Origin of the sequence: Streptosporangium sp. NPDC020145, assembly GCF_040631275.1 — a bacterium.
GTDB lineage: Bacteria > Actinomycetota > Actinomycetes > Streptosporangiales > Streptosporangiaceae > Streptosporangium.
On sequence record NZ_JBEXZT010000007.1, the window covers coordinates 101195 to 118979 of the forward strand.

Annotated in this window: 15 protein-coding genes; 9 read left to right on the forward strand and 6 right to left on the reverse strand. The window is 71.0% G+C overall.

The annotated features are described in order from the left end of the window. Positions 1–5 precede the first annotated feature (5 nt). Entirely contained in the window at positions 6–1085 is a 1080-nt protein-coding gene (dapC, locus tag ABZ463_RS15635; RefSeq protein ID WP_352016536.1) for a succinyldiaminopimelate transaminase, read from the reverse strand. 126 nt (positions 1086–1211) lie between these two features. Beyond that, positions 1212–1538 carry a ferredoxin gene (gene fdxA / locus ABZ463_RS15640; protein ID WP_352016535.1) on the reverse strand — a complete coding sequence of 109 codons (327 nt, stop codon included), beginning with the start codon at positions 1536–1538 and terminating at the stop codon, positions 1212–1214. Between the two features lie 160 nt (positions 1539–1698). On the opposite strand from fdxA, the gene ABZ463_RS15645 reads away from it, so the two are divergent. From ABZ463_RS15645 to ABZ463_RS15685, 9 genes are all read left to right on the forward strand, one after another. Further along, positions 1699–1884, forward strand: a complete 186-nt coding sequence (locus ABZ463_RS15645; RefSeq protein ID WP_362776525.1) for a hypothetical protein — start codon at positions 1699–1701, stop codon at positions 1882–1884. 75 nt (positions 1885–1959) lie between these two features. Beyond that, positions 1960–3024: an ABC transporter substrate-binding protein gene (locus ABZ463_RS15650; RefSeq protein WP_352016533.1), complete on the forward strand. Its 1065-nt coding sequence runs from the start codon at positions 1960–1962 to the stop codon at positions 3022–3024. A 129-nt stretch (positions 3025–3153) separates the two neighbouring features. Continuing rightward, a complete protein-coding gene (locus ABZ463_RS15655; RefSeq protein ID WP_352016532.1) occupies positions 3154–3906 on the forward strand; it encodes a methyltransferase domain-containing protein in 753 nt (250 codons plus the stop codon). A 177-nt stretch (positions 3907–4083) separates the two neighbouring features. Then, complete coding sequence (locus ABZ463_RS15660) at positions 4084–6339, forward strand: hypothetical protein (protein WP_362776527.1); 2256 nt, start codon at positions 4084–4086, stop codon at positions 6337–6339. 3 nt (positions 6340–6342) lie between these two features. Then, a complete protein-coding gene (locus ABZ463_RS15665; protein WP_362776529.1) occupies positions 6343–8400 on the forward strand; it encodes a UvrD-helicase domain-containing protein in 2058 nt (685 codons plus the stop codon). Between the two features lie 49 nt (positions 8401–8449). Next, a complete protein-coding gene (locus ABZ463_RS15670) occupies positions 8450–10297 on the forward strand; it encodes a sigma factor-like helix-turn-helix DNA-binding protein (protein WP_362776531.1) in 1848 nt (615 codons plus the stop codon). A gap of 21 nt (positions 10298–10318) precedes the next feature. Next, positions 10319–11641: a cysteine--tRNA ligase gene (locus ABZ463_RS15675; protein WP_362776533.1), complete on the forward strand. Its 1323-nt coding sequence runs from the start codon at positions 10319–10321 to the stop codon at positions 11639–11641. A 37-nt stretch (positions 11642–11678) separates the two neighbouring features. Beyond that, on the forward strand, positions 11679–12155 hold the full coding sequence (locus ABZ463_RS15680; protein WP_352016527.1) for a GNAT family N-acetyltransferase: 477 nt from the start codon (positions 11679–11681) through the stop codon (positions 12153–12155). A 221-nt stretch (positions 12156–12376) separates the two neighbouring features. Next, complete coding sequence (locus tag ABZ463_RS15685; RefSeq protein ID WP_362776535.1) at positions 12377–14911, forward strand: penicillin acylase family protein; 2535 nt, start codon at positions 12377–12379, stop codon at positions 14909–14911. Positions 14912–14917: 6 nt separating this feature from the next. On the opposite strand, the gene ABZ463_RS15690 is transcribed toward ABZ463_RS15685, so the two are convergent. The 4 genes from ABZ463_RS15690 to ABZ463_RS15705 form a co-directional block, all read right to left on the reverse strand. Beyond that, entirely contained in the window at positions 14918–15886 is a 969-nt protein-coding gene (locus tag ABZ463_RS15690; RefSeq protein ID WP_362776537.1) for an MBL fold metallo-hydrolase, read from the reverse strand. A 416-nt stretch (positions 15887–16302) separates the two neighbouring features. Next, positions 16303–16461 carry a DUF6355 family natural product biosynthesis protein gene (locus ABZ463_RS15695; protein ID WP_362776539.1) on the reverse strand — a complete coding sequence of 53 codons (159 nt, stop codon included), beginning with the start codon at positions 16459–16461 and terminating at the stop codon, positions 16303–16305. 123 nt (positions 16462–16584) lie between these two features. Then, positions 16585–17007, reverse strand: coding sequence for a hypothetical protein (locus tag ABZ463_RS15700; protein WP_352013731.1), 423 nt, complete (start codon positions 17005–17007; stop codon positions 16585–16587). 350 nt (positions 17008–17357) lie between these two features. Beyond that, positions 17358–17780, reverse strand: a complete 423-nt coding sequence (locus ABZ463_RS15705) for a DUF6113 family protein (RefSeq protein ID WP_352013732.1) — start codon at positions 17778–17780, stop codon at positions 17358–17360. Positions 17781–17785 lie beyond the last annotated feature (5 nt).

Here is a 17785-nt window from a genome sequence, read left to right on the forward strand (position 1 = left end):
CGATCCTACTGGAGGCGGCTCACCGCCGCACTTATGCGCTCGTCACTCGCGGTCACGGCGATCCGGACGTGTTCCGCGCCGGCCCTGCCGTAGAAGTCTCCGGGCGCGACAAGGATGCCCTTGTCCGCCAGCGAGCGCACCTGCTTCCAGCAGTCGGTGCCGTTGGTCGCCCACAGGTACAGGCCCGCCTCGGAGTGCTCGATCCGCCAGCCGGCCGCCTCAAGGGCGGGGCGCAGGAGCGCGCGACGGGCCGCGTAGCGCGCGCGCTGCTCGTCGGCGTGCGCGTCGTCGTCGAACGCCACGGCCATCGCCGCCTGGACCGGCCCCGGCATGATCATCCCGGCGTGCTTGCGGACTTCGAGCAGCCGCCCGACCAGCGCCGGGTCTCCGGCCACGAAGCCCGCCCGGTAACCGGCCATGTTGGAGCGCTTCGACAGCGAGTGCACCGCGAGCAGGCCCTCGTGCGAGCCTCCGCAGACATCGGGGTGCAGGATCGAGATCGGCTGTTCCTCCCAGCCCAGCTCGATGTAGCACTCGTCGGAGGCCACGACGGCGCCGCGCTCACGGGCCCACGCGACCACCTTGCGCAGGTGCTCGGCGGGCAGGACCTTGCCGCTCGGGTTCGAGGGGGAGTTCACCCAGACGAGCGGCACCCGCTCGGGACCGAGGGAGAACAACCCGTCCGTCGCGTACGGCTCCGCCCCCGCCAGGCGCGCTCCGACGTCGTAGGTGGGGTAGGCCAGCGCGGGGAAGACCACCCGCTGCCCCGGCCCGACACCGAGCAGGGTCGGCAGCCAGGCGACGAACTCCTTCGAGCCGATCAGCGGCAGCACGTCGGCCTGGTCCAGGTTCACCCCGTGACGGCGGGAGAGCCAGCCCGCGGCCGCGGAGCGCAGCCGTTCGGTGCCGTAGGTCAGCGGGTAGCCGGGGCTGTCGGAGGCGTCGGCGAGCGCCTGCCGTACGAGAGGGGGCACCGGGTCGACGGGGGTGCCGACGGAGAGGTCGACGATCCCGTCGGGATGCTCCTGCGCCAGCGTCTTGAGCGGCGTGAGCCGATCCCACGGAAAATCTGGCAGGCCGATCACAGCTCTCCCCGCTGATGACTGTCCCCCCGCCTCACCGGCCGGGAGAAGGGACCTCTTCGCCCGGGACGTCCGGGTGACTGACTCTCGCGGGCGGACGGCGTCGCCCCCCGCCCGCGGGGATGTTTTCTAGTGCTCCTCGGCCTGCGGGGGCAGCGCCGAGACGACGGAGTGGTCCTTGGCGATCTTGCCGATCTTGGAGGCGCCACCCGGGGAGCCCAGGTCGTCGAAGAACTCGACGTTGGCCTTGTAGAAGTCCTTCCACTGATCGGGAAGGTCGTCCTCGTAGAAGATCGCCTCAACCGGGCAGACGGGTTCGCACGCGCCGCAGTCCACGCACTCGTCGGGGTGGATGTAAAGCATGCGCTCGCCCTCGTAGATGCAATCGACGGGGCATTCCTCGATGCACGCCTTGTCCAGGACGTCCACGCAAGGCTGCGCGATGACGTAGGTCACCTCGGGCTCCTTCTTTTATCCGCACCTAGGCACGACTTCGACCGCGGGTTGCTACGCCCTAGTATTGCCGTGCCCACCAGATGTCTGAAACGGGAGGGGGCAAAAGACGATGATCCTCGGTATCAGCGCTGCCCTCAAAATCACCCTAACCCCTTCCGACGTGGGCAAAAGGGTAACTACCCGGCGTCGTGTTCCCGAGGGCTTCCGTGACGCCGTCGGCGAACTTGAGTTCTGGCGTGACGATCTTCTCGGGGTGCGCAAACGCGACGGCACGCTCGTTGAGATCCGCCGTTCCGAACTCGTCGCGGCGAAGGTCGTCCAGGGCGGACGGCCCGGCCGGACGTAAGTCGTTCCCCAGTCGTTTCCCAAAAAAGGCCGCGCCTCCTCGACCCACCGCGCGATCACCGAGAGTATTCGATGAGTGACCGTACGCATCAGCGCCGCCGCCATGCTCCTCATCGCCACGACCGCCGGATGCGGCGGCACACAGGCACAGGACGACGGGAAGCTCCCGCCGATCAAGCCGCAGGCCGCCTCCCTGAAGGACGGCTTCTCGACGATGGACCGCCTCGTCGAGGCCGCCAGGAAAGAGGGTTCGCTCACCGTCATCGGGCTGCCGCGTGACTGGGTGAACTACGGCGAGATCATCGACACCTTCTCCGACGAGTACGGAATCAAGGTCAACCAGGTGGAGCCCGCGGCCAGCAGCCGCCGGGAGATCGAGGCCGCCGCGCAGCTCAAGCCGGACGTGTTCGACCTGAGCCTGGAGGTCGCGGTCGCCAACGCCCCGATGTTCGCCCCCTACCGGGTGCAGCAGTGGCCGGACGTGCCCGACAACCTGAAGGACTACGGCGGGCGCTGGTACGCCGGATACGGCGGCTACATGTCCATCGGTTACGACCCGCGCAAGGTCGCGACGCCCGCCTCCTACCAGGACCTGCTCAAGCCCGGCTACAGCGTCTCGCTGCCCGGCGACCCCCGGCAGACGGCCGCCGCCTTCAACGGGGTGATGGCCGCCTCGCTCAGCGCGGGCAAGGCCGAGGCCGCCAGGGGCGTCGCCTTCTTCGGCCGCCTGAAGAAGGCGGGCAACCTCGCGGCGAACGAGCGGGCGGCCACCGTGGTGGTCGACTGGGACTACCACAACGCCGAGCGGGCGGCCCACGAGGCGAACGGCTGGAAGGTCGCCATCCCCGGCGACAGCGTGCTCAGCGCCTACTACGTCCAGGCCGTCAACAAGGACGCCCCGCACCCGGCGGCGGCCCGCCTCTGGCAGGAGTTCCTCTTCTCCGACCGGGGTCAGAACCTCTTCCTCAAGGGGTACGCCAGACCTGTCAGAATGGAGGCCCTGCAGATGCGTGGCACCCTGGACACCGAGGCCGCCGCCAGACTCCCGGTGACCGGCGCGAAGCCGGTGATCCTGACGATCCCCGAGACCGACACGGCCAAGACCTACCTCAAGAAGGAGTGGGGGGAGAGGGTCGGTTAAGCCGGAGGCTGATGCGACTGATATGTCGGGACATCTTTGAGGCTCTAAAGTGTCTGGGGAGGACCGATAAGAGGCCGTGGCGTCTCGGAATGTGAGCTGATCGTCTTGCGATACGACACCCCGAGTCAGATGAGGTGGAACGCTCGCGCCTACGACAGCAGCTTCGGATACGTCTCGGCCCACGGCGCGCCCCTGGTCGACCTGCTCGACCCCCAGCCGGGGGAGCGTGTCCTCGACCTCGGCTGCGGCACCGGGCTGCTGACCGCCGAGATCAGCTCACGGGGGGCACGGGTGCTCGGCATCGACGGCTCCTCCGCGATGATCGAGAAGGCGCTCTCCCTGCATCCCGGGCTTGAGTTCATCGTGGGGGACGGGCGCGACTTCACGGTCGCGGAGCCGTACAACGCGGTCTTCTCCAACGCGGCCCTGCACTGGATGGGGCGGGAGCCCGACACGGTGATCTCCAACGTGTGGCAGGCGCTGACGCCGGGCGGGCGGTTCGTCGCGGAGATGGGCGGCGCCGGCAACTGCGCCGCGCTGACGGCGGCGCTGTCCACCGCCTGGCGGGAACACGGGCTCCCCGAACCCGATCTTCCGTGGTACTTCCCCAGTCCGGCCGAATACGCCACACGGCTGGAGAAGGGCGGTTTCACCCTCCGCCTGCTTGAGTACTTCGACCGGCCGACCCCGCTCGACGAGTGCCCGGGGGGAGCCGCCGACTGGGTGCGAACGTTCGCCGGTTCCCTGATTCAGGGAAAGCCGGTGGAGCTGGTCGAATCCCTGCTGCTTCGGGTGAACGAACTGGCCGCTCCCGCCCTGCGGCGGGAGACCGGTTGGATGGCCGACTACGTGCGGCTCCGCTTCGCGGCCGTACGACGCTGACCAGACCCGATGCGCTGGGGCGATTTGCCAGACTATGGTCTGTTCCATGAGTCTCGTTCCCCGGCGACGAGGAGTGACTCGGGCGGCTTGAGGGGCTGGTGAAGGGAACGGATGAACTTCTGTCTGAGTGACCTCGTGCCGCCGCTCCGCTGGAGCGACGCGGCCACGATTCCACTCTTGCGCGACCAGTCTGAACTGCCCGGCGCGTGGTGGCGCAGCCTGCCCGTCTCCCGGGTGCTGGCCCTGCTCGGCCCCGAGCGGTTAGCCGGGATCCTCGCCGGGATCACCCTGGAGCACTGGCCCGCCGCCGCCGTCGGCGACGTGTTGCCCGCCCTGTACGTCCTGGACCCCGAGGACGCCGACGAACCCTGTACGGCCATCGCCCTCGACCGCGCGGGCTCGTGGGCGGGGCTGCTGGCCCTGACCGGTCACGAGCTGCGCGAACAGCCCTTCATTCAGCCGCTCCCCGTGCTGAACGCGCTGTTCGGCGCGGTCTTCGCCCGTCTGGCCGCCCCCGGCGTCACACCCGCCCGTACCGGTGGGACCGTCGAGGACGTCGCGGAGAACGCCGAGGCCGCCGGAAACGTCAAGGACGCCGAGGCCACCGAGGCCACCCAGGACGCCGCGAGCGCCGAAGGTGCCGGGAAGACCGAGGACGTCGCGAGCGCCGAGGGCATCGAGGATGCCGGGGGCATCGGGGGTTCCGAGGACTCCGGGGAGGAGGCCGCGCCACAGGACGCCCCTGAGGCTCCTCAGGAAGCCCCTCAGAAGGCCCCGCAGGACGACGCCGAGGCCGTACCCGAAGCCACGCCTGAGGCCGTGTCCGAGGGCACGCCTGAGGCTCCCGAGGCCGAGAAGGAGGACGCGGAGAGGGCCACGGACAAGGCCGGGGAGGAGCCCGTGGAGGCTCCGGCTCCCCCGGACGTCCCGTTGTCCGTCTCCCCTGCCGCTCCCCCGGCCCCGCCCGAGCCCAAGCCGATCCCCCTTCCCGTACGGCCGAAGCGGACCCCCGGGTCCACGCTCCCCAAGCCGCCGCCCCAGGTGGGTTCCACTCCCGAGCGCGGGCTCTTCGAGCCGATGACCGCCGTGAGCCCGGAGACCGGACCCGAGCCGAAGCCCGAACCGGAACCTCAGCCCGAGCCTCGGCCCGAGCCTGAGGCCGCACCGGAACCGGAGGCCCTGCGGGAGCCGGAACCGGAGCCCGTTGAGTCCGCCGAGCCCGTTGAGGCCGTTGAGCCCGTCGCCGAGCGGGCCCCTCAGCCGGACGACCTGTACGCGCTGCTCGACGGCGCCTTCGCCGACCTCGACGACAGGAGCTGGGCCGTCGCGCAGAACAGGGTGTTCACCGACGCGCCCGCGGCCGTCGAGGCCCTGTCCAAGCTCTTCGCGGTGCCGCCCGAGGTCATCGACGAGGTCGAGGCCGCCCTGCGGCACCGGCTCGGCGAGTGGCTCGCCTCAGCGGAGGCGGAGCCGTACCGGGAGCATCTGGCGGAGGTCGGCAGGGCGCTCGGCAAGGCCGCGCCCAAGGCCCGTCTGGCCACGGTCGCGCCCTGGCACGCCCGTGAGCTGCGCTCGCTGGACGTGCCCGCCTGGCAGTTCGTGCTGGCCACCCTGCCCCACCACCGGCTGGCCGAGGACTGGCTCGTCGAGGGGGACATCACCGAGCTGCGTCACCTCACCCGCGACGTGATCAGCGGCGCCAAGCCCCCGCTGACCATGTCCAAGGCCCTCGACCTGGTCGCCTCCCTGGGCATCCACCACGAGGTGGCCAAGGATTGGCTCGCGGGCGTCCCGCAGCTGCGCATCCTCGGCGCCGGGCAGCGTCCTGCGCAGCAGGGGCCCCCACAGCAGGGATCCCCGCCTCCGCGGCAGGAGCAACCCGTCCAGGAGGACGAGGAGCGCAGGGAGGGCCCGTTCCGCCCGCTGAAGGACGTCTCGCTGACCCGGCGCTGCTTCAGGCAGCCCGACGGCCGCTGGTGGCTCAGGATCGACGTCACCGCCGAGCACCTCCAGGGCGTCGAGTGTCCGCTGCCCAGCGGGTTCGCCGCCTATCTCGGCCTGTCGCCGGGGAGCGCCCGCAGGGTGCAGAGCGCGGTCGGCGAGCTGGGCCTGAGCTGGCAGGAGCGTCCCGTCCTCGAATCGCTCAGGACACTCCTTGAGGACGCGGGGGCCAAGCCCGGCGGCCACCTGTTCGTGACGCTGTCCGACGAGGGGGTCCTGCGGGCCAGGCACCTGCCCGCGGCGGGCGGTGACACGGAGCCGGTCGCGCGGGCGCTGCGGCTGGTCGGCTACACGGCACCCGGCGGTACGGCGGAGCAGGCGGCCAGGGTCATCGCCACCCGCGTCGGCATGACCGGGCAGGTCGGACTGCCGGACCTGCTCGCCCGGTTGAGAGAGCGTGGGGACCGCGATCTGTTGTCCCTGCTGGCCTAGCCCATGCCCCGACTCGCGATCTCCCCGGACTTCCCCGCCGAACTCGGCGCGCTGGCCCAGCCCGCGCGCCGGGACGCCGTCGTCGCGGTACGCCGCTTCATGCAGAACGTGGCGGGGGCTCCGCACCCGGAACGGGTCAGGGGGGCCAGGGACCCCAGGGTCGTCACCCTCAGGCTGGCCGAGGGCCATCGCGGCGTCATGGTCAGGCACCGGGACGTCCACTGGCTGCTGACCGTCCTGCCGGAGACGGAGGCCTGGGCCTACGCGAGACGCCACCGCTTCAGCGTCAACACCGCGCTCGGCGTGGTCGAGATGTGGGACGCCGAGGCGCTCGAACGGATCGAGCCCGCCGTGCTCAGGGCGGCCGGGGCGACCTCGGTCCGGCTGTTCGCCGACACCTGTGACACCGACATGGCCGAGCTGGGCGTCGAACGCGGGCTGCTCGGCCTCGTCAGGCAGATCACCGACGAGCTGACCCTGGAGGCGCTCGAACCCCTGCTGCCCGCCACGCAGTACGCCCCGCTGGCCGCGCTGGCCAGGGGTGAGTCGATGGCCGGGGCCTGGCGGGAGCTTGAGACCTGCCGGGCGACCGCGCCCCCCTCCGGGCCGATCGACCCCGACGACCTGACCGCCGCGCTGCTGCGCAGCCCCGACCGTGCGATCTTCGTGGGCAGCCCGCGTGAGCTGAACCACGTCCTCGACGCGCCCGCCTGGTGCGTGTTCCTCCAGCCGACGCTGCACCGCCTGGCCCGCTGGGAGACCCACGAGCAGCCGACCCTGGTCACCGGCGGGGCCGGGACGGGCAAGACCCTGCTGGCCCTGCACCGGTCGGCCTTCCTGGCCAGGCGTGGCGCGGGCCAGATCCTGCTGGTCACCTTCTCCCAGCGGCTGAGCGCCGACCTCGCCTCCCGTCTCGACCTGCTGATCGAGGACGAGGTGACCCGTAAGCGGATCGAGGTCGGCAACGTGGACCGGCTGGCCCACCGCATCGTCGCCGAGGCCGAGGGACGGGCGCCCGCGCTGGCCGGGGCCGCCGAGGTGAACGCGCTCTGGCTGGAGACCGACACCGGCCACAGCCCGGCCTTCCTGCTGCGTGAGTGGGAACAGGTCGTGCTGGCGCAGAACCTCAAGACTCTGCAGGAGTATCTCGACGCCCCCAGGTCGGGCCGTGGCGTCGGGCTCTCCGCCGAGGAGCGGGCCGAGGTGTGGCGGGCCGTCGAGCACGTCACCCTGCGGCTCAGGGAGCGCGGCAAGCGCACCCTGCTCCAGCTCGCGGGCGACGCCTGTCAGCTGCTCGGCCGTACGACCGGGGACCTGCTGGCCGACAGCGCGCCGCGGCGGGAGCCGTACCGGCACATCGTGGTCGACGAGGCGCAGGACCTGCATCCGGCGCAGTGGCGGCTGCTGCGGGCGGCGGTGCCGTACGGGCGGGACGACCTGTTCATCGTGGGAGACCCGCACCAACGGATCTTCGACACCCGGGTGACACTCGGTTCGGTGGGAATCGACGCGATCAGACGGCGTCTGCAGGTGTCGTACCGGCTTCCACAGGAGATCCTCACCTGGGGCGTGCGGTTGCGCGGCGGCGGCCCCGCGGACGGCCTGGTCGACGGAGTGCAGGAGCTGTACGGCTTCCGCGCGACGCGGAACGGGGCACGTCCGATGGTCCGTGCCTACGATTCACCGGAGGAAGAGCTGACCGGTCTGGCCACACAGGTGGGACAGTGGGTCCAGGAGGGCGTGCCGCCCCAGGAGATCGGGGTGGCCGCCAGGACGGCGGGCCTCGTGCGCGACGCCCGTGACGCCCTGCGCGAGGTGGGGGTGAGGGTGACGACGTTGCACGGCATGAAGGGCCTGGAGTTCCGCCGGGTCGCCGTGATCGGAGTCGCCGACGGTGTCGTGCCCGCTCCCGACTCCCTCACCCCGGCCGAGGAGGACCCGACCGCGCGGGCGCACGACCTCCAACGGGAGCGTGGCCTGCTCTATGTCGCGTGTACCCGAGCCAGGGAGCTTCTTTACGTGTCCCACTCCGGACGAGCAAGCCCCTTTCTCCCGACCTAACGACATACTCTGAACTGCGGATATATTCCCCTTTGCCGGTTGGACCTCAATGAACCTCAGCCTGAGCGACATCGCGCCCCCCCTGCGCTGGACCTCTCCCGGCCAGGTAGCGCCGATCGCAACCGACCCCCGTCTTCCCGAGGCGTGGTGGCAGGCGCTCCCGCTCGACCGGGCCTGCTCGACCATCGGGACGTCCGAGGTCGCCGGACGCCTGGCCGACCTCGCCCTGACGTGCTGGGGCCACCTGATGCTCGGCGACGTCCTGCCCCTGCTCAGGTTCTCCGACCCGGCTTCGAGCGTCAGCACGCCGGAGGGCCTGGGACGCGAGGTGGTGCACCGGATGTTCACCGGGGTCATCGAACGCCTCCTGGAGCCCGTCACCGAGGAGAGCGTCGGCCAGACCCGCCCCACCCGCCCTGACCGGCCGCTGCCCGAGCTGATCGACGAGGTCTTCGCGACCCTGGACGAGCGGCAGCGGGCCATCGCCAGGGACCGCCTCTACGCCTCGCAGCGGGCCACGCTGGACGACCTGGCCCAGCGTTTCTCCGTGACCAGGGAGCGCATCAGGCAGATCGAACGCGACCTGCGCGACCACGTCGAGGCCTGGCTGGCGAGCGAGGACGCCGCCCCGCTGGTCGGGCACGTCTCCTGGCTGCGCGGCAGGCTCGGCTCCGCGGTCCCCGCCGACGACCTGGCCGCCGCCGTCCCGTGGCACCGCAGCGACCTGGCCACGCTGGGCATCCCGTCCTGGCGGTTCGTGCGGACCCTGCTCACCGGCTACGACCAGGTGGACGGCTGGCTCGTCGCGGGCGGCGCCGACGAGCTGCGGGAGAAGACCAGGCAGCTGTTCACCGACGGGCCGCGCCCCCTTGAGGAGGCCGTCTCGCTGGTCAGCCAGCTCGGCATCCGCGAGGACGTGGCCGAACGCTGGCTCATCGCCGTACCCCAGTTGCGGGTGCTCGACGGGCACGTGGTGCCCTGGCCGCGCAGCGTCAACGACAAGGCCGAGGCGGTGCTCGCGGTCGCGGGCACCGCGCTGACGCCGGAGGAGATCCAGGAGCGCATCGGCGAGGACTACAGCCTGGTCGGCATCCGCAACCAGCTGACCGCCGACGACCGCTTCCTGCGCCTCGACCGCAACAAGTACGGCCTGGCCAGGTGGGGCGGCGAGGAGTATCTCGGCATCCGGGAGATGATCGCCAGGGAGATCGAGCGGGCCAACGGAGAGGCCTCGGTCAACACCATCGTGACGAACCTGACCTCGCGCTACGACGTGAGTGAGAGCTCGGTGCGCGCCTACGCGGGCGGCCCCGGGTTCGAGCGCACCCAGCGCGGCTGGATCAGGGTCGCGGGCTCGGAGCAGTCGGACTACCAGCCCCGCAGGGACGTCTCCTCGACCAGGCGGTGCTTCCGCAGCCGTGACGGGCGCTGGTGGCACCGGGTCGACGTCAACGCCGAGCACCTGCGCGGTTCCGGCTCCCCGCTGCCCACCGGGTTCGCCGCCTACCTGGGCATGGCCCCCGGAGGCCAGCTGACCGCCTCGACCCCGTCCGGCGACGTGGTGATCAGCTGGCACAACCAGCCGACCATGGGCTCCATCCGTCCCATCCTGGTGGCCGCGAACGCGGCGGAGGGCGACCACGTCTTCCTCACGGTCTCCGACGGGGGTGAGCTGCTGACCCGCTACCTGCCCTCGGCGGCGGCGACCCTGCCCCCACTGAACCGGGCCCTGCACCTGATCGGCTACACCGCGCCCGTCGCCTCGGAGGCCGAGGGCATACGTCTCATCGGCGCCCGCATCGGCCTGCCGGACGGCTCTCCGAAGGAGGATGTCGGCGCCCGGCTGCGTGACCGGGGCGATCGCGACATTCTCGTCCTTCTTGAGGGGGCCGTCTGAGGCTTCCCGTAGGCTCGAAGAATGCTACGGCTGTATGACACGCGGCACCGCCGCGTCGAACCGGTCCTCCCGCAGGGCGCCCGTTCGATGCGCGTCTACGGCTGTGGCCCGGCCGCCGGGCGTGTGACGAGCCTGGGCGACCTGCGCGCCGGTCTGCTGGCCGACCTGGTCAGGCGGGTGGTGGAACGGCGGGGCGTCCGGGTCGTCCGCTGCCTGGGCCTCACCGACCTGGGCCGCCCTCCCGCGGGCCACGGGGCCGAGGGGCGTGGTCGGCGCGACGCGTTCGAGGCCGAGGCTCTCGCGCTGAACATCCATCCGCCCCAGCACTCCCCCGAGGTCTCCGAGACCGTCGGCCCGGTGATCGAGATGATCGCCAGGCTGGTCGAGCGGGGGCACGCCTATCCGGCCTCCGACGGGTCCGTCCTCTTCGACGCCACCTCCTTCCCCTCCTACGGCGAGTTGTCCGGCAACCGCCCCGAGCGGCTGCGGCCCCGCGCCGGGGAGGCCGGCCCGCGCAAGCGGCATCCCGCCGACTGGGTGCTGTGGCGTCCCACCGAGGAGGAACCCGCCTGGCGGGCGCCGTGGGGGCGGGGGGTGCCCGGCCGTCACATCGGGTGCTCGGCCATGGCCCTGCGTTCTCTCGGCGAACGGATCGACCTGCACGTGGGCGGGATCGACCTGTGCTTCCCGCACCACGAGAACGAACGCGCCCAGTCGGACGCGGTCACCGGGCACGAGGTGGTCGCCCACTGGGCCCACTCCGGTCACCTGCTGTTCGATGGGCACGAACTGGACGGACGCGCGGGCGGGGCGCCGGCGCTCGGGGAGGTCACCCGGGCCGGTCTCGACCCGCTGGCCGTACGGCTGGCGCTGCTCGAACACCGCCACCGCGGGCGGCTGGACCTCACCTGGCAGGCCCTGCGCGTCGCCGACGCCACGCTGCGGCGCTGGCGTTCGCGGGTGGCCGGGTGGGCGGAGGCGCCGAGCCGCCCGATGCCCTCGGGGCCGGTCTCCGCGATCGAGGACGCCTTCGACGACGACCTCGACACACCGCTGGCGCTGCGCCTGCTGCGCGGGCTCGAACGCGACGAGGCGGTCGCGCCCGGCGCCAGGCTTGAGGCGTTCCTGCATCTGGACCGTGTCCTGGGCCTCGACCTGTCCTGCGGGATCGGCCGCTCCGAGAGCCTGCCGCCGGGCGCGGCCGAGCTGCTCCAGCGGCGCCCGAGGGCGCGGGAGGCCGGAGACTGGGCCGCCGCCGACCGTCTCCGCGCGGAGCTGGCCGGTCTCGGGGTGCTCGTCCGTGACACACCCGAGGGGCAGGACTGGTCGGTGCGGCCCTCCTGAAAGCCGTTTGTCGGTGGCGACCGGTAGCGTCCCGATCATGAGTGACAATGGCGTTGTCGTACGGCCGGCCACGGCCGCCGACCTCGACGGGGTCGTGGCGTGCAGTTCGGCCCTCTTCGCCGAGGACGCCGGCAGGCGTGACCCCTCTCTCGACGTGAACTGGCCGAAGGAGCACGGCCCGGTCCATTTCGCCGCCGCGCTGGGCGACCCGGCGCGCCTGGTGATGGTCGCCGACGACGGGGGCAGGGTCGTCGGCCACATGACCGGCTCGCTGTCGGGGCCGACCCCGATGCGGCCGGTCGCGGTCGCGACGCTGGGCAGCATCTACGTGCAGCCCGCCTACCGGGGGCAGAAGATCGGCAGCAGGCTGGTCGCCGAGTTCAGGACGTGGGCCGGGGGCAACGGGGCGCAGTACGCCGGGGTGACGGCCTACGCGGGCAACGAGGGGGCGGTCCGCTTCTACCAGCGCAACGGCTTCGCCACGCGCTCCGTCGTCCTGGAGACACCGCTGTGACCCACCGTCGTCACCGGTGACCGGCTGTCACCGTCCTCCTTGAGCCGTTCCACCGTCTTTTCCCGTCTCACCGCGGGTTTTCCCCTGTTGTACACGGGGCCGCCACGCGGTTCCCCGGGGGTCGCGGAGGTGGAAGCGGCGTTCTGACGTGCGAAGAGCTGCCAAACTTGTTCGAGCACGCCGCCTAGGAGGTGTTTGTGAAGTTCCGGCCATATGCCCGGATGCCCCGACCGCTCATGTGGCTCGCGCGGGTGGTGACCACCCTCGTGGTGCTCTGCCTGGCTCTGGCCGGAGCGGGGGTGCTGGCCGTACGAGCGTCGTTCCCGCAGGTGTCGGGCGACCTCAAGGTGAAGGGCCTGACCGGAAAAGTCACCGTATATCGCGATAAAACAGGGGTGCCGCATATCTATGCGGACTCCTCGGAGGACCTGTTCCTCGCCCAGGGCTACGTGCACGCCCAGGACCGGTTCTTCGAGATGGACTTCCGCAGGCACGTGACGGCCGGACGCCTGTCCGAGATGTTCGGCCCCTCGACGCTCCCCGAGGACAAGGCCATCAGGACCATGGGCTGGCGGCGGATCGCCGAGCGGGAGCTGCCGATGCTCTCCGAGCAGACCCGCCGCTATCTCGACGCCTACGCCAGGGGCGTCAACTCCTGGATGGAGCAGCACGAGGGCGCCCTCGGCAAGAGCCTGGAGTACGGCCTGCTCAGGCTCACCAACTCCGGCTACCAGCCGGAGCCGTGGACCCCCGTCGACTCGGTCGCCTGGCTCAAGGCCATGGCCTGGGACCTGCGCTCCAACCTCTCCGACGAGATCGGCAGAGCGGTGGCGGCGAGCAAGCTGCCCCGTGAACGGGTCGAGCAGCTCTGGCCCGGCTACCCCTTCGGCACGCACCGGCCGATCGTCACCAAGGGCTCGGTCACCGACCACGGCTTCGACCAGGCCCAGGAGCCGCGTGGCGCCTCGCCCGGCCCCGAGGAGAGCGCCGACCCCACGGCGCTGACCGGGGCCGCCGCGACCGTCGCCGCGGTACCGAGCCTGATGGGCGACCCCAAGGGGGGCAACGGCATCGGCTCGAACTCCTGGGTCGTCGGCGGCGCGCACACCGCCTCGGGCAAGCCGCTGCTGGCCAACGACCCGCACCTGGCGCCGGGGATGCCCTCGATCTGGTACCAGGCCGGGCTGCACTGCCGTACCAAGAGTGAGCGGTGTTCCTTCGACGTCACCGGGTTCACCTTCTCCGGGCTGCCCGGCGTGATCATCGGGCACAACGACCGGGTCGCCTGGGGGTTCACCAACCTCGGCCCCGACGTCGCCGACCTGTATCTCGAACGGGTGAAGGACGACTCCTACCTGTTCATGGGCGAGTGGCGGCCACTCACCACGAGGGCCGAGAAGATCGAGGTCGCGGGTGGCGATCCGGTCACGCTCACGGTGCGCGAGACCCTGCACGGGCCGATCATCTCCGACGTCATGGGCGACGCGAAGGACGCCCTGCCCGGCGCGGCCACGGTCTTCAGGGAACCGGCGGACGCGGTCGCCCTCAAGTGGACCGCGCTGGAACCCGGCAGGACCGCGGACGCGATCTTCGACCTCAACACGGCACGTGACTGGCCGAGTTTCAGGGCGGCGGCGAGCAAGTTCGAGGTTCCCTCGCAGAACATGGTCTACGCCGACGTGGACGGCAACATCGGCTACCAGGCACCCGGCCGCATCCCCGTCAGGACCAGGGGCGACGGCACCTGGCCCGTCCCCGGCTGGACCGGCGAGTACTCCTGGCAGTCGACCATCCCCTTCCAGGACCTGCCCAGCGCCTACAACCCGCCGGAGGGCTACGTCGTGACCGCGAACAACGCGGTCGTCGATCCCGGGCGCTACCCGCACATGCTGACCAAGGACTGGGCGTACGGCTACCGCTCCCAGCGCATCCTCGACCGCCTTGGGGCCGAGATCGCCAAGGGCAAGGTGGACGTCGAGACCATGGGCGCGGTCCAGCAGGACACCGGCAACGGCCTCGCGCCCTTCCTGGTGCCCCGCCTGACGGCCCTGAAGGTGGCCGGGGACCCGGCACGCGCCCTCGACCTGCTGCGTTCCTGGGACGGCTCGCAGGGTGTCGACTCGGCCCCCGCGGCGTACTTCAACGCCGTCTGGCGGCACCTGCTCATCGAGACCTTCAACGACGACCTGCCGGAGGTGGCCTGGCCGACCGGCGGCGACCGGTGGTTCGAGGTGGTCCGCGTCATGCTCGACCGGCCGCAGGACCCGTTCTGGGACGACACGCGGACGCCTCAGCGGGAGACCCGCGACGACATGCTGCGCCGGGCCATGGCGCTCGGCTACGACGAGCTGCGGCGGCTCCTGGGCGAGGACGTCAAGGCGTGGCGCTGGGGTGAGGCGCACACGCTCACCCTGACCAGCCAGACCTTCGGCTCCTCGGGGATCTCTCTGGTCGAACGGCTGTTCAACCGTGGCCCGTTCCCGGTGCCGGGCAACGACGACGCGGTCGACGCCGCAGGCTGGGACGTCCAGGAGGGGTACGAGGTCAGCTGGCTGCCGTCGATGCGGATGGTCGTCGACCTCGCCGACCTGGACAGGTCACGATGGATCAACCTGACGGGCGCCTCGGGACACGCCTTCCACGCCAACTACTGGGACCAGGCGCCCCTGTGGGCCGACGGCGGGACGACGCCGATGCTCTCCCGCGAGGAGTCCGTCAGAAAGGCCGCCGTCGACACCCTGACCCTCACGCCGTGACCCGTCTCACGGCAGGACGCGGGACTCGCCGACGGCCAGGTCCCACAGGTCGGCGCGGTCTCTGCCCGCTGCGGCCCATGCCGCGCGGGCCTGTTCGACCGGGGCCAACAGCGGCTCGCCGGACAGCAGGAAGGTGCCCCAGTGCATGGTCGCCATCCGCCGCGCCCCGACGTCCGCGCACGCCTGTACGGCCTGCGCCGGATCGACGTGCGAGTTCTTCATGAACCAGCGGGGCTCGAACGCGCCGACCGGCATCAGGGCCAGGTCGACGCCCGCCGGATAGCGCTCCCCGATCTGGGCGAAGCGCTCGCCGTACCCGCTGTCCCCGGCGAAGTAGACCGTCTGGTCCATGGTCCTGATGACCCAGCCGCCCCACAGCGTCCTGCAGGTGTCGCTGATCGACCTGCGGCTCCAGTGGTGGGCGGGGACGAAGTCGAAGGACACCTCGCCGATCTCGGTGCTCTCCCACCAGTCGAGTTCGACGACGTCGGTGAAGCCCCGCCGGGTGAACCAGGGCCTCAGTCTGGCCGGGACGAGGACGGGGGTGTCTCTGGGCAGGCGCCGTACGGTCGGGGCGTCCAGATGGTCGTAGTGGTTGTGGCTGATCACCACGGCGTCGATCCTGGGCAGGTCCGTCCAGGCGACGCCGGGCGGGGTGAGCCTGGGCCTGCCCCCGGGGATGCGCCTGGCCCAGACGGGGTCGGTGAGGATCGTCAGGCCGCCCATCTGCAGGACGTAGGTCGCGTGCCCGACCCAGGTGACCACGGTCTCGGTCGCCACCGGCCTGGGCAGCCCGTTCCTGGTCACCGGGATCAGGTCGGCGTCCCCGGTCTCCGGCCGGAACCCGCCGTGCCACATGGCGGCGAGCAGTTCCTGGAAGGCGGGCAACGGAGAGGTCAGCCGGTCTCTGAAGCTACGTGGCCACGCCCGTTCCGGTGCGCGCGGCGAGATCTCAGGCTGGATCGTCTGAGACATGGGTGACCCCCTTGGCAACCACCGGTCCGGGCGATGATCCCTATATGAGGTGATTTATTCCCATTAAGGTGACTTAAGCCGAAACCGCCAGGGCGATTTACGGGTCCAGTTCCCGTCTTCCAGGTTCGCGAGGCGCTCGGGCACGCACGGGGCCCATGCCGGAGGGGCCGGACCGCGCACGCGGCCCGGCCCCTCCACTGTGGATCACCACAGTGTTTCCGCTCCGTCACGGGGAACCGCGGAGTTCGGTCCCACGCCGTTCATCGATCAACGAATCAATGCCGACGGAGATGTTCACCGAATCATCCGCGACCGATCACACCCCAGAGGACCGGACGTGGAACAACCCGGCGACCGTCTCCCCGGAAAACGGCGTCGTCCCGATGTTCCTCGGTCTCCACCGCCACGGAGTCGGTTCAGCGGGGGCCCTTCGCCCAGGCGTACTCGATGTCGTACGGCATGCCGGGCAGGGTCATCCCGGGCCTGACGCGCTGGTCGTGTCCGGGCCGGTCGAAGGCCCGCCCGACACGGATGAGAACCCGGCCGGAGGAGCCACAGTGGTGGTAGCAGGCCACGGCACCCCTTCGTGTTCTGGCTGGAATTTCGTCAAAACTATCCGCCGGACGGACTCCGGCTCCACCGTGATCCCTGCCAAATGACGAAGGTTTACCGCCAACCTCCTCCGCCGTCACAAAATCCTAAAACCGCGTCCTGAACCACCACGGTGATTTACGGATGTAGTTTCCGTCCTCCAGGTTCGCGAGGCGTTCGAAGACGTTCCACGAGGAGGGGTCACCGCAGACGAGCACCGAGACGACCACCGCCACGACGTACAGCGGAAGCATCGGCAGTCCCGCGCAGAACATGTACTGCGAGGCGTGCCTGCCCTCGTGCCTGACCAGGGACTCGGTCAGACTCCCCTCCTGCGACCTGGTCAGCACCACGTTGCCGACGGTGAACGCCCCGGCGACGGGGAACGGGATGCGGTAGCCGTAGGCGAGGATCAGCCCGTCCGGCCCCGCCCTCCTCCTGGCGCCGCCCAGCCGTACCAGCAACAGTCCGAGCGGGGTGGACAGGTTGAGGTAGTTGAGCGTGCGCCGTACGCGATGCAACCGCCGCATACCAGGATTGTGCGCCGCCGTGCCGCGGGGAGCCAACGGCTCTCCGGTACGGGAGATGACCAGATCGTCTGCCTCGTGACCGTTCGCGAGTCCGAGGTTACGATTGACGGCTGCGACGCGCCGCCGCCCGTGACCCCGCCCTGGCGGACCTGATCACCTGTTCCGAACTGGTCGTCGCCGACGGCATGCCGGTGGTGTGGGCGGGAAGACTGGCGGGGCTGCGCGTCACCGGCGCCCACTCGCCTCCCTTCGGGTTCGACGCCACCGTGGAGGGTGTGCGCGGGATCGTCCGCCGGGTGGTCCGCCCGCGCCGCCCGGCTCAAGGCCCTGGCCGAGACGCCGGGGGCTCCCTAGTGGCGGGTCAGCAGCCAGGAGCCGCCGTGTGAGGTCGGGGTGATCAGGACGGCCACCAGGGCGGCGATCATGCCCCCGTAGAGGTAGACGTAGCCCGACAGGTCGGCGGCGATGATCACGTCGCCCTCCTGTCTGCCGGAGAGCCACATCATCGTCATCACCAGCCAGCCGCTCGCGGCGGCCAGGGCCGCCAGCTTGCCGCGCATCATCCGCCCGGCCCCGTAGCAGACGGCGAACAGCGCCAGGACGCAGCCGAAGGAGGAGATCGGGACCGTGGTCGGCCTGAGGTACCACGAATGCTGGAAGGCGCCCAGAAGGCCCATGAGAAGGCCGAGAACGAAGAGGACGGCGTACGCCGCCACGGCGACCGCCCTGCCCGAGGACCGCTCGGCCGTGGGGACCTGCTCCATCACAACCATGGAGG